The following is a 12346-nucleotide window of genomic DNA, read 5'->3' as shown; positions in this document are numbered from 1 at the left end:
AAAATGAATACAAGCAAGCGTATACGTAGTTTTACCCTGGCTGCGGTACTGTGCGGCGCGGTGTGGGGGTCGGCGTCGGCGGCGCAAACGCCGGTGCGCATCAACCAGGCTTTTCAATCATTGCTCTACCTGCCGCTGTATGTCGCGCAGGAACAGGGCTTTTTTAAACAGCAGGGCCTTGAGGTCAAGATCAGCACCGGCGGAGGCGGCTCCCAATCCTGGGCGGCGGTGATCGGCGGTTCGGCGGATTTTTCCATCCAGGACCCGGTGTTTGTGCCGAAATCCCATGAAAATGGCGGCGGCGGAGTCGTGGTGGCCGGCGTGCAAAACGCGCCGACGGTGTTTATCTTCGGCAAGGACGCCACGCCGCTGCAAAATAACCTGAGCTTTTTGTCCAATAAGCGGGTGGTGACCAGTCCGCAGCCCGACACCACCTGGGCATTTATGAGCTATCTGATCAAGCAGCAAAAATTAAGCAATGTGAAGCTGGTGCATGTGGCGATAGGCAATGAAATCCCGGCGGTGGTGGCCGATCGTGCCGACTATGCGCTGGCGGTGGAGCCGCAGACCTCGATGGCGGAAAAGCAGAACGGCCTGCATGTGGTGTATTCATTTTCCGCCAACCAGGACTGGTTTCCCTTTGCGTTCTCCAGCCTGACCACGACCCAGGACTACATCGACAAGAACCCCGCGCAGGCGCAGGGCGTGGTGACCGCCTTTGAAATGGCGTCGCGCTTTATTTACAGCAATACCGACCGGGCGGTGGAGATTGCCGCCAAATACTTCCCCAATGTGCCCAAGGATCTGGTGCGCACCGCGGTGCTGCGCGAAATCGACGCCAAGGGCTATCCGGAGAATGTGCTGGTCTCGCAAAAAGCGTGGGACAACAATATGAACATTGCCCTGTATGCCAAAAACATCAAGGCCTATCCCTCGGCCGCCACGTCCTACGACAGCAATGTGAATACCGAACTGGCCGGCAAAGCCAAGCAGGCGGTAGATGCCATGGGTAAACAGTAGGAGCTGGGCCATGAATGATGAAATCGCCGCGCGTTTGGCGCTGATTAGCCTTTATACCCCGGCGGATGCCGCGCTATTACTCCCATTGCTTGGCGACTGCGCGCAGCGGGCCGCCGGCGTGGCCGCCTACGGCGCGTGCCATTTCCCGCCGGCCCTGTTGCCGGCCACCGCCTGGGTCTCGCCGCTGCATCCGCCGACGGCGATGGCCGTGGAGGAGGGCTGATGGACGACCTGTTGGAGTTTTCCATGGGCGAAGCCGGACGCCGGGTGCGAGCCCGGCAGTTCAGCTTCCCGGAGCTGCTGGAGGCCTGCCTGGCACGCGAAGCCGCCACCCGCGATCTGAATGCGTTTAACGCGCTTTATCGCGATCAGGCACGCAACGTGGCGCAGGCCAGCCAGACGCTGCTGGAGCAGGGCTACGATCTCGGTCCCCTCCAGGGGATGCCGATCGCCATTAAAGCCAATATCGCCCTGGCGGGGCAGGAGATGCACGCCGGCAGCCGGATACTGGCCGGATCGCTGGCGCAGCGCGATGCCGGGGTCGTGCGGCGGTTAAAACGGGCCGGCGCGATTATCATCGGCAGCACCAATATGCATGAATTCGCCTGGGGCGGCACGACGGATAATCCCCATTACGGCCCCAGCGGCAACGCCTGGGATGGCAACCGCATACCAGCCGGCTCAAGCGGTGGATCGGGCGTGGCGGCGGCGGTGCGCAGCGCGCTGGGCGCGCTGGGCACCGATACCGGCGGGTCCATCCGGCTGCCCGCCGCCATGAATGGCGTTACCGGGTTGCGCCCGGGCGTGGGACGGATCGCCACCGACGGCATTTTCCCGCTGGCCGCCAGTCTCGACACCGTCGGGCCGCTGGCCGGCTATGCCGAAGACTGCGCGCTGATGTTCAGTGCGCTGACCGGCGATACCGTACCCGCCGCCTTACCCGATCTGCACGGCCTGCGCATTGGCCTGCTGGGGGAGTACAGCGAGAAAGTACAGCCGGACGTGGCGCGCGCCTATCATGATTTGACGGACTGGTTCCGCGCCGCCGGGGGCCGCTGCGAAACCCTGTCGTTCAGCGGACTGGAGCAGGCGGTTAATGCCCTGGTGTTAATCAATCTGGCCGAGCCGGCCGCGCTGCATGCACCGTGGCTGGCGGACCGGGCCGGGGAGTACGGGGAAGATGTCCGCCTGCTGTTGCAGGCCGGCCTGGGCATCAGCGCGGTGGAGTATTTGCAGGCGCAGCGCTATCGCACCGCATTACGACAGCAAATGGTGGAAAAATTCAACCAAGTGGACGTGATACTGGCACCCACGCTGCCGTTTACCGCGCCGTTGAAAGGCCAGACGCAGGTACGCATCGGCGATGATGAGGAGAGCGTGCTCACCGGCAATATGCGCTTTAACGCGCTTGCCAGCCTGGCCGCGCTGCCCGCCCTGAACCTTCCCGCCGGTTTTGACAGTGCGGGTTTACCCATCGGCATGCAGCTGATTGGCCCGGATGGCGGCGAACAGCGACTGATGGGCATCGCCGCCTGTTTCCAGCGGGAAAGCGACTACCACCGGCGCACGCCGGTTATGGTCAACCGTTGAAAAAACTGCTGTTCCAGGATGTGCTGATTCTGCTGGTGGTAGCATCGGGCTGGGCCTTCAACGTGATCGCCATGAAATTCGGCCTGATGGAACTGCCGCCTCTGCTGATGTTGTTGGTTCGCTTTATGATTGTGGCGGCAGTACTGGTGCCGTTCAATCCAATACGGTGGCAACAGGTCCCGCTACTGTGTTTATTGGCATTTACCTTTGGTTTTGTTCACTTTTCACTGCTGCTGCTCGGTATGCGCTATACCGATGCCGGCAGCGCGGCCGTGCTGGTACAGATGGGGACCCCGATGGCGATGGCGCTGGCGGCGGTATGGCTGAAGGAAAGGCTCACATTGCGGCAGATAATCGGTGTTTGCGGCGCTGTGGCGGGCGTGGTGGTGCTCTCCGGCAGCCCCGCGCTGAATTCATGGCATGGGCCGGCTTTGCTGCTGTTAAGCGCCGGCGGATGGGCCGTGACCACTATTGTGATTAAGCGATCGCCGCCGATCCCGCCGCTGGCGATGACCGGCTGGCTGTCGCTTTTTGCCATTCCCCTGGTTTCACTTTGTTCCTTCCTAACGGAGCATCACCAATTGACGCTGTTCCTGGCGGCGGGCTGGCGGGGTTGGCTTGGGATAATCTACAGCGCGCTGGGTTCGTCGCTGATATCCTATTCGCTCTGGTACTGGTTATTGAAAAAGTATCCGGTAAACCAAATCCTTCCCTGGTCGCTACTCAGCCCGGCGCTGGCGGTGTTGTTGGGGGCGGCGATACTGGGCGAAAAACTGGATCAGGGCAAGCTGCTGGGCGCCGTACTGGTTGTCGGCAGCATTTTCATCGCGGTGATGAATCCGGGACGATACGGCCGAGGAATCCCCATATCCGCGGAACGTCGCCGGCGTTAAAAAAATCTCCGGCTGAATACCGCCGAACCGCGCGGCTTCCACCGCCGTACAGGGCCGCCCGACGGTGAAATGAAGCCGGCCGCTAAAGCAGACGGTAGCGATAAAAGGGGTGCGGCCACGGCCCGGTTTAGCGTCGGGTGACATTCATTTGCGGTGTCAGAATGCGTTACGAAACACCTGATTGGGTTGGTAAAATCATTGTGCTTTTCAAAAAATAATGATTATTATTCTCATATAAAGATCGGGACGCCATGACGTTCCGGCTCTTGCTGCTTCTTGATGCAATGTGAAACCCCTTTTAGCTGCCTGGCGCTGGCCCGGCGGCAACCTCAATTCATTGAAATGGAGATAGTATGGACGTGATAACGACCACCGGCGGACGGCCGGGGCCACGCGCGGCGTATGCGCTGCTGCTGGCTGGCGCGCTGTTGTTTACCCTGGCCCAGGAGGCCTGGGCGGCACAGGAGCCGCTGCGCAAACCCGTCGGCAAAGGCGCTTACGAGATGGCGTACAGCACGCAAGGCGACGCGCTTTACCTGGCCACCTCGCAAAGCCGCAAGCTGGACAAAGGCGGGGTGGTATATCGCCTCGACCCCGCCACGCTTGATATCACCCAGATTATCCACAACGATATCAAACCCTTCGGCGCCGCCATCAATACCAAGACCGATACCCTATACTTCGGCAACACCGTCGACGGCGCCGTCACCGCCATCGACGCCAAAACCGGCGCGGTAACAGGCCGGCTGGTGCTGGATGGGCGCCAGCGTTCTGACACCGTCAAACCGCTGGCGCCGCGTGAGCTGGTGGTGGACCAGGAGACCAATACCCTCTATATCGCCGGACTGGGTGAGTCCAGCGTGATATGGGTGGTGGACGGCGCTACCCTGACCCTGCGCGCCACCCTGGACGATATCGGCAAAATGGGCACCGGGCTGGCGCTGGACGCGGCGGCAAAACGCCTGTACGTGACCAATGCCGACAACGAACTGCTGTCCATCGACACCGTCACCAACAACGTGGTGCTGCGCAAAAAGCTCGATGAAACCGCGACGGAACACTTTTTCCTCAACCTCAGCCTGGACCCGGCGACGCACCGCGCGTTTATCACCGATTCCAAACAGCCGCAGGTGCTGGTGGCGGATACCCGCAACGGTAATATCCTGGCGAAAATCGGCGTGCCGGCATCGCTGGCGGTGCTGTTTAACCCGGTGCGCAACGAAGTCTATGTGACCCACCGCCAGGCGGGGCAGGTGAGCGTGATCGACGCCAAGACCTATAACGTGCTGCGCACCATCGCTACCCCGGTGCACCCGAATAGCCTGGCCCTGTCGCCCGACGGCCAAACGCTGTATGTCAGCGTAAAGCAGGCTTCCAGCCGCCAGCAGGAAGCCACCAGCCCGGATGACGTGATGCGTATCGCGCTGCAGTAATATCCGGCAGGGCGCGACGGCGTCCTGCCTGACCCTTTCCGATATGCCGCCCGCCCCGGAACTGGACGTGCCGGAGGCACGGCGCAAGCGGGGCATTTCCGCTGCGGGTTGCCCAGCGGCGGTGGCAGGCTCTGGGCGCTTACCCGATTACTGCTGATATTCTCCGGCAACCGGCTTTGCATTCCCCATTCAAGACGTCGCAGAAAGCGCGGCCTGGCTCACGCACTGGTATGCTCAGAAAACCACCGTTCTTCACATTAAGGAGAAAATGTGAAGAATTCCCGCATTCATATACAATGATAACGATTCTTATTACTATTCGTATTCTCTTGGGAAAATATAAATTGCAATAGGATCATAATAAATGTGTGTAACTAAAAATTTCACTATGGGACCGCTCGCCATTTTATTCACCGCCATTTTCAGCAGCGGCGCCGGCGCCGAAACGACGGGGGAAACCGACAGCGAGGACGTGATGGTCGTCAAGGCCACGGCCGAAGAGGAGCTGAAACAGCAGCCCGGCGTATCCATTATTACCGCGGACGACATTAAAAAAGAACCGCCGGTAAATGACCTGTCGGATATCATCCGCAAAATGCCCGGCGTCAACTTGACCGGCAACAGCGCCTCGGGCAGCCGCGGCAACAACCGCCAAATCGATATCCGCGGCATGGGGCCGGAAAATACGCTGATCCTGATAGACGGCAAACCGGTCACGTCGCGTAATGCGGTGCGCTACAGCTGGCGCGGGGAGCGCGATACCCGCGGCGATACCAACTGGGTGCCGGTGGAGATGGTCGAGCGGATCGAAGTGTTGAGAGGGCCTGCGGCCGCGCGCTACGGTTCCGGCGCTGCGGGCGGCGTGGTGAATATTATCACCAAGCGGCCGACCAACGATTGGCACGGGTCGTTATCCCTGTATACCAACCAGCCGGAGGATGATAAGGAAGGCGCCACCAAACGGGCCAATTTCAGCCTGAGCGGTCCGCTGATCGACGATGTGCTGACCATGCGATTGTACGGCAATATCAATAAAACCGACGCCGACAGCCCCGATATCAATACCCAGCAAAATGGCTCCTATGCCGCCGGCCGCGAAGGGGTGCGCAACAAGGACATCAACACGCTGCTATCATGGAAAATCGATCCCCGGCAAAGCATGGACTTCGAATACGGCTACAGCCGCCAGGGCAATATCTACACCGGCGATACCCAGTACAGCAATGGTAACGTCAGCAGCCTGGTGCCGACGCTGTATGGCGAGGAAACCAACCGCATGTACCGCCAGAATTATGGCGTGACCCATAACGGCGTCTGGGACTGGGGCCAGTCCCGCACCGGCTTCTATTATGAAAAAACCAATAATACGCGCCTGATGGAGGGGTCGACGGGACGCGTAGAAGGCATGATCAATAGCGACACCTTCTCCACCAGCCGGCTGGAGAACTACAAAGCCAATACGGAGCTGAATATCCCGCTGAAGTTATGGGTGGATCAAACCGCTACCCTTGGCGCCGAATGGAACCGCGAAGAGCTGAACGACCCGGCATCGATGCATGCCACCAGCCAGACCAATGCGAACATCGGCGGTGTATCGGGCAATCCCGCGCTGCGCAGCAGTAAAAATAGCGCGGAATTAAGCGCGCTCTATTTTGAAGATAATATCGAAGCCCTGCCCGGCACCGACCTTATCCCCGGACTGCGTTTCGATTATCACAGCAAGTTCGGCGCCAATTGGAGCCCCAGCCTGAATATGTCCCAGGAGCTCGGCGATTTTTTCAAGCTCAAGGCGGGCATCGCCCGGGTGTTTAAGGCGCCTAATCTGTATCAATCAAGCGAAGGGTATTTATTGCGCACCAATGGCAACGGCTGCCCGGCGGGGGTCGCCACCGGCGCCTGCTACCTGCTCGGCAACGATGACTTAAACCCGGAAATCAGTATCAACAAAGAGATCGGCCTGGAATTTACTGCCAACGGCTATGACGCCGGCATCACTTATTTCCGTAACGATTACCGTAATAAAATCGTGGCCGGCACCGATGTTATCGGCACCGCGTCGGACGGCGGCAATATCCTGCGCTGGGAAAATGGCGGCAAGGCGCTGGTGGAAGGGCTGGAGGCTAATCTGGCGATACCGGTGCTGCCCGATACGCTGAACTGGCGTACCAATGCCACTTATATGATCACCTCCGAGAATAAGGAAACCGGCAATCCGCTATCAGTGATTCCCAAATACACCATCAATACCCTGCTGGACTGGCAGGTTAACGATAAATTGTCCGCCAATGCGGCCTGGACCATGTACGGCCGGCAGAAACCGCGTGAATACGCGGACATACGCAACGAAGTCGGCTCGCTGTCCAGCAAAGAACTGGGTGCTTATTCCGTGCTGGGCGTCGGCCTGAATTACGATGTGACAAAAAATGTCCGGGTCAATGTCGGTATCAGCAATCTGCTGGATAAACGCATTTATCGTGAAAACGAAGGCGCATTAACATATAACGAACCAGGACGAGCCTATTATGCCGGCTTAACCACGTCGTTCTGACGGATATTGCGCCGCTGGAAAGCAGAGAACCCTGGCGGCGGTGAAAAAACGGGGATGGCCGGCAGGTCACTGCCTGATCCCTTCGACTGAAATAAGCACGTCCACCTGCTGCGAGGCCGGACCCAGATCCGTGGTGATATTAAAATCTTTTAGCGCCAGGGTTCCTTCAGCTTCGAAACCCGCGCGATAGCCGCCCCAGGGATCGTTGCCCTGGCCGACCAATTTGGCTTCCAGGGTAATGGGTTTGGTCACGCCGTTTAACGTCAGGTTGCCGGTGATATCCCATTCATCGCCGTCTTTTTTCACCTGCGTGGAGGCGAAGGTGGCCTGGGGATATTGTGCTACGTTGAGGAACTCCGCGCTCCTGAGATGTTTATCGCGTTCCGCATGATTGGTATCGACGCTTGCGGTGTTAATCACCACGTTCACCTTGCTGGCGGCGGGATTATCAGCGTCGAATGTGAAGCCGCCGTCAAAATCCCTAAAACCGCCGTAGAGCCAGCTGTAGCCAAGATGTTTGATCTTGAATTGAATAAAAGCATGCTGGCCCTGTTTATCAATTTTATACTCCGCCGCAACGGCTATGCCCGAGGCGAAAAATAACGCGACCGTCGCCAGGCCCAGGCTAGTCTTTTTCAGCATGGTGTTTTTCCTTATATTGCGCAGGTTGATGAAGGTGATACCCAAGCATCCGCTTAAGCGTGATGTCGCCATCGATAAAATGATGTTTTAACGCGGCCAGGCCGTGCAATACCGACAGGATCACCACGCACCACGCCAGGTACAAATGGATGTCGCCCGCTAAATCGGCTTGCCCCGCCAGGCCGCTCAGGGTGGCCGGAACGGAAAACCAGCCGAATACATTTATCGGCTGCCCGTCCGCGGTGGAAATCAAATACCCGCTGGTAAGCAGGGCGAAGAGCAGGATATATAAAGTCCAATGCGCCAGCACCGCGCCGGCGCGGGTCAGCGGCGAGTAATGGCTGAGGGGTTTGGGCGGCGGGGAAATAAAACGCCAGATCAGGCGTAAGATCATCATGGCGAACAGGAGACAGCCGATGCTTTTGTGCAGTTCGGGCGCGCGATGATACCAGGTCGCATAATAGCCAAGCGTCACCATCCACAGGCCTAGCGCAAACATACCGTAAACGGCCAACGCCACCAGCCAGTGGATAGCAATGCTGATATGGCCGAAACTGTCGGCTGAGTTGCGCCAGCGCATAAGGCATCGTCCTCGTGGGTTGCGTTACCCTTGGTCAACAAATAAAACAGATTGAAATAAAAAAGCAATTTAAGTCGTGTCAAATACGTTAAAGTTTTGTAAATAGAAACAACGAGTCCTGCCTTGGAAATGTTGGCATCAGACGTGGGCAAGGTTATTTTTAAGCCCGCGGAGAACGGCGTTGGCATAGGCCCGGTAGCGGATGCTAGATCAGCCATCCAAGGAGTAATGTGGCGCCGATGACCGTCGATGCTCCGCCGATCCGGGTGGATATCTGGGCGAACGGCATCAATGACATGCGGTTTGACGCTGATAGAATGGCAACGTCGCCGGTCCCGCCCAGTCCGCTGTGGCAGCATGTGACGATGGCGGCCTCGATCGGGTACATATTGAGATAAGGCGCAATCAGAAAACTCACGACGCCCATGGAAATGACCACCGAGGCACAGACGATCACATAGCCGAGGGAGAACACCGCGACCACGCTTTCCAGCGGGACATACAGCATGCCCAGTCCAATCATAAGCGGCCATACCAGTGTGGTGGATACAAATTTATAAAAACTATGGGCTCCTTCCTCCATCTTTGCCGGGATCACCCGCGCGTATTTACACAGTACGGCAATCAGAATCATCAATACCGGTCCGGGAATATGAACCCATTTTTCAACTAAACCCCCAACGATGAAAAAGGTGCAAATCATCAATAAACCGCCGCCCATCAGCGCGAAATCCACCGGACGTTCTTCTTCTTTTCGGGCAAACAAGGCATTTTCCGCCGCCGACCTGATTAATGTGCCATCGCCACTCCAGTGAGTGCGGCGGGTGCCCAAACGGGCCAGCACGCCGGCGCAGACGATAGCGAAAATATTGCCCACGACGGCGGCGGGAGCCAACTGCGCCACGTAAACATCCGGCGAGGCGCCCAGGATGGCGGAATAAGCCAGGGAAAGGGGTAAAATACCTTCGCCAATCCCGCCGCCCAGGATGGGGACGATAATAAAGAAAAAAGTATGGTAAACGCTATACCCGAATAATTTACCCACCACCAATCCGCTTATCGCCGCCGTTGCGGTTCCCGCCAGCAAGGGTATAAACATACGGATCATGCCTTGCACCAGGACAATACGGTTCATGCCGAGGATACTGCCGACCACCAGGCTGGCGATAACAAAATACAGCAGGTTGGCCTCCTTCATTAACAGGTGTACCGTCTCCAGGGTATTAATTTTAAAAACGCCAAAAAAAACCATTACCGACGGTACCATTAGACAAAGAATGGCTGGGCCGCCAATATCGCGCAGCACGGGAATCCGTCGGCCAATATGCGACAGCAAAAATCCCAGGGTCATAATGACGGCCAAACCACCAATCATATTTTTAGGCAGGTAGCTGGAATAGGCGGAAATAAACACGATGCTGGCGATGGTAATGAAAAGAATCAACGGCACCGAACTGATATCAGCGCCGTTGCATTGCCTGAAGAATGTCGATGAGGGCGACGTTGCTGTTTTTTCATAATTCTCAATTGGTTTGTCGATTTTTTCCATTATAATCACCTTGCTGTTTTGGCGGTGCGCTGATAAGAGGTTAATGGGTTTTATTGATTAAATAGCTGACGTTAAATACGTATTATAAAATTATAATGTTTTATTTTATACTCAGATGTATAATTTGTGTGCGCTACTCATCACACAATCTTTTTGGTAATTTAATTAATCTTTGTTTAATTAAAAAACTTTAAATAGTTAAAAATGCATATTAATAATTAAATTTAACTGAGAGTTGCAACCTGACATGCTATAACAGTCACCACTGATGGGTTTTTTAGCCGGGTGCGGACAACTGCTTTATGCCAAGCTGCTCGCCGGCTGTGAGTGGAAAAATATAAATACAAGCGTATTTATTGATGTTATATGCGAGGGTTGTGAAATGGCATCGTGCAAAACGTTGTACACACATTATACCGGGTCATTGCTGCTGGATAATCCCTTGCTGAATAAGGGATCGGCTTTCACCGAACAAGAGCGTCGCGCCCTCAATCTCTGCGGACTGTTACCGAATCAGGTCGAAACCATCGGCGAGCAAACGGAGCGCGCTTATTCTCAATACTGCCAATTTAAACGGGATATTTCAAAACATATCTATTTGCGTAATATCCAGGACACCAACGAGACATTGTTTTATAATTTGTTGCGTTATCATCTTGACGAAATGCTGCCGATTATTTACACCCCAACGGTCGGCGAGGCCTGCGAGCAATTTTCGGCGATCTATCGCCGCGCCAGAGGGTTGTTTATTGCCTATCCGGACCGGGATCGTATTGACGACATGCTGCAGAATTTCTCTAAACATGATATCAGAATCATTGTGGTTACCGACGGGGAGCGCATTCTCGGGTTGGGCGATCAGGGCATTGGCGGCATGGGCATTCCTATCGGCAAGCTCTCTTTATATACCGCCTGCGGCGGCATTAATCCGGCACAAACGTTACCGATCATGCTGGACGTCGGAACCAACAATATGCAGTGCCTGGACGACCCGCTGTATATGGGCTGGCGGCACCCGCGCATAAACGATGACGAATATATGGCCTTCATCGACGCCTTTATCGTGGCGGTCAATACCCGCTGGCCCCGCGTCTTGTTGCAGTTCGAGGATTTCGCCCAAAAGAACGCCATGCCGCTGCTTGAACGTTATCGCCATACGCTGTGCTGTTTTAACGACGATATCCAGGGTACCGCCGCGGTAACGCTGGGAACCCTGATCGCCGCCAGCCATGCCGCGGGCGGCCGGTTACGCGATCACCGGGTCGTATTCCTCGGGGCGGGTTCCGCCGGCTGCGGCATTGCTGAAAATATCATCGCGCAAATGATGGCGGAAGGGGCCGGAGAAAAAGAAGCCCGTGCCCAGGTCTTTATGGTCGATAGATTTGGTCTGTTGACCGACGATATGCCCAACCTGCTTGATTTCCAGCGCCGGCTGGTGACCGCCCGCTCCTCGCTCGCCGGCTGGGGCCTGACTACACCCAGCGTCTCGCTGCTGGACGTGGTGCGTCACGCCAAGCCGAGTGTGCTTATCGGCGTCTCCGGCCAGACAGGGCTGTTTACTGAGGAAATCGTGCACGAAATGCTGCGCCACTGCCCGCGGCCGATTATTATGCCGCTGTCCAATCCGACATCGCGCGCGGAGGCCCGGCCACAGGACGTGCTCGCCTGGACCGAAGGCGCGGCAATGATGGCGACGGGCAGCCCGTTTGCGCCGGTGATTTACCAGGATCGACGCTATGATATTCCCCAATGCAATAATGCGTATATTTTCCCTGGCCTGGGGCTGGGCATTCTTGCATCGGGCGCCAGCCGCGTCACCGATGGCATGCTGATGGCGGCCAGCCAGGCATTGGCGGCCACTTCGCCTTTGGCGATGACCGGCGCGGGGCCGCTACTGCCGCCGGTGAATGATATTCAGCAAATATCGCGCGCGATCGCCGTTAAGGTGGCCAAAACCGCCCAGGAAGAAGGCGTGGCGTCGGTCATGTCGGAAAAGGACCTTGCCCGGTCATTGGAGCAGAATTATTGGCAGGGTGGTTATAGCCATTATAAACACTCATCTTTTTAAATCGTTTATGCGCCACCTGGGGG

At 56.7% G+C, this 12346-nt stretch carries 10 protein-coding genes; 7 read left to right on the top strand and 3 right to left on the bottom strand.

What is annotated here, in order from left to right:
- Positions 1–3 precede the first annotated feature (3 nt).
- From ACL2XQ_RS15795 to ACL2XQ_RS15770, 6 genes are all read left to right on the top strand, one after another.
- On the top strand, positions 4–1020 hold the full coding sequence (locus ACL2XQ_RS15795) for an ABC transporter substrate-binding protein (protein WP_410014589.1): 1017 nt from the start codon (positions 4–6) through the stop codon (positions 1018–1020).
- Positions 1021–1030: 10 nt separating this feature from the next.
- Positions 1031–1243 (top strand): hypothetical protein, encoded by a 213-nt coding sequence (locus ACL2XQ_RS15790; RefSeq protein ID WP_413739411.1) that lies wholly within the window; start codon positions 1031–1033, stop codon positions 1241–1243.
- On the top strand, positions 1243–2610 hold the full coding sequence (locus ACL2XQ_RS15785; RefSeq protein ID WP_413739410.1) for an amidase: 1368 nt from the start codon (positions 1243–1245) through the stop codon (positions 2608–2610). Before ACL2XQ_RS15790 ends, ACL2XQ_RS15785 begins: the two co-directional genes overlap by 1 nt.
- Before the next feature lie 5 nt (positions 2611–2615).
- Positions 2616–3503, top strand: a complete 888-nt coding sequence (locus tag ACL2XQ_RS15780; protein WP_410016791.1) for a DMT family transporter — start codon at positions 2616–2618, stop codon at positions 3501–3503.
- Positions 3504–3856: 353 nt separating this feature from the next.
- Positions 3857–4936 (top strand): YncE family protein, encoded by a 1080-nt coding sequence (locus ACL2XQ_RS15775; protein WP_413739409.1) that lies wholly within the window; start codon positions 3857–3859, stop codon positions 4934–4936.
- A 364-nt stretch (positions 4937–5300) separates the two neighbouring features.
- Complete coding sequence (locus ACL2XQ_RS15770) at positions 5301–7484, top strand: TonB-dependent siderophore receptor (RefSeq protein ID WP_413723121.1); 2184 nt, start codon at positions 5301–5303, stop codon at positions 7482–7484.
- Between the two features lie 66 nt (positions 7485–7550).
- Here ACL2XQ_RS15770 and ACL2XQ_RS15765 read toward each other — a convergent pair whose 3' ends face one another.
- From ACL2XQ_RS15765 to ACL2XQ_RS15755, 3 genes are all read right to left on the bottom strand, one after another.
- Positions 7551–8123, bottom strand: a complete 573-nt coding sequence (locus ACL2XQ_RS15765; protein WP_413723459.1) for a YceI family protein — start codon at positions 8121–8123, stop codon at positions 7551–7553.
- On the bottom strand, positions 8110–8706 hold the full coding sequence (locus ACL2XQ_RS15760; RefSeq protein ID WP_413723120.1) for a cytochrome b: 597 nt from the start codon (positions 8704–8706) through the stop codon (positions 8110–8112). Before ACL2XQ_RS15760 ends, ACL2XQ_RS15765 begins: the two co-directional genes overlap by 14 nt.
- Before the next feature lie 205 nt (positions 8707–8911).
- The gene (locus ACL2XQ_RS15755) at positions 8912–10255 is read right to left on the bottom strand and encodes a 2-hydroxycarboxylate transporter family protein (RefSeq protein ID WP_410014595.1); all 1344 of its coding nucleotides are present in this window, start codon (positions 10253–10255) and stop codon (positions 8912–8914) included.
- A 382-nt stretch (positions 10256–10637) separates the two neighbouring features.
- On the opposite strand from ACL2XQ_RS15755, the gene ACL2XQ_RS15750 reads away from it, so the two are divergent.
- Positions 10638–12323 carry an NAD-dependent malic enzyme gene (locus tag ACL2XQ_RS15750; protein WP_413739408.1) on the top strand — a complete coding sequence of 562 codons (1686 nt, stop codon included), beginning with the start codon at positions 10638–10640 and terminating at the stop codon, positions 12321–12323.
- Positions 12324–12346: the final 23 nt, after the last annotated feature.

The sequence above is a fragment of the Sodalis sp. RH14 genome, from assembly GCF_047324285.1.
In the GTDB taxonomy this organism is placed as follows: Bacteria; Pseudomonadota; Gammaproteobacteria; order Enterobacterales; family Enterobacteriaceae; genus Acerihabitans.
Note: the sequence above shows the minus strand (reverse complement) of the source record. Positions and strands in the feature narration are given on the sequence as shown.